We start from the raw sequence: 292 nt of genomic DNA, 5'->3' as shown, positions 1-292 counted from the left end.
GCAAACGCAAACCACTGTCAGCCGATCTACCACGCATCGAAGTCATTCACGAACTGCCCGAACATGAACTGACCTGCGCGTGCGGCTGCCGCAAACACACCATCGGTGAAGAAACCAGCGAACAGCTAGAAATCGTGCCGATGCAGATCCGGGTGATCAAACACATCCGCAAGGTCTACGGCTGCCGTGGTTGTGAAGCCGCGCCAATCACCGCCGACAAACCGGCCCAATTGATCGAAAAAAGCATGGCCAGCCCCAGCGTCCTGGCGATGCTGCTGACCACCAAATACGT

Annotated in this window: 1 protein-coding gene; it reads left to right on the top strand. The window is 56.8% G+C overall.

The window, feature by feature from the left end; all coding sequences use genetic code 11:
* On the top strand, positions 1 to 292 hold a 292-nt coding region (locus AACY52_RS31895), incomplete at both ends, for an IS66 family transposase zinc-finger binding domain-containing protein (protein ID WP_339561638.1).

Source organism: Pseudomonas sp. EA_65y_Pfl1_P113, from assembly GCF_963970525.1.
Classification (GTDB): Bacteria; Pseudomonadota; Gammaproteobacteria; order Pseudomonadales; family Pseudomonadaceae; genus Aquipseudomonas; species Aquipseudomonas tritici.
This window is presented reverse-complemented; position numbering and strand designations above follow the sequence as displayed.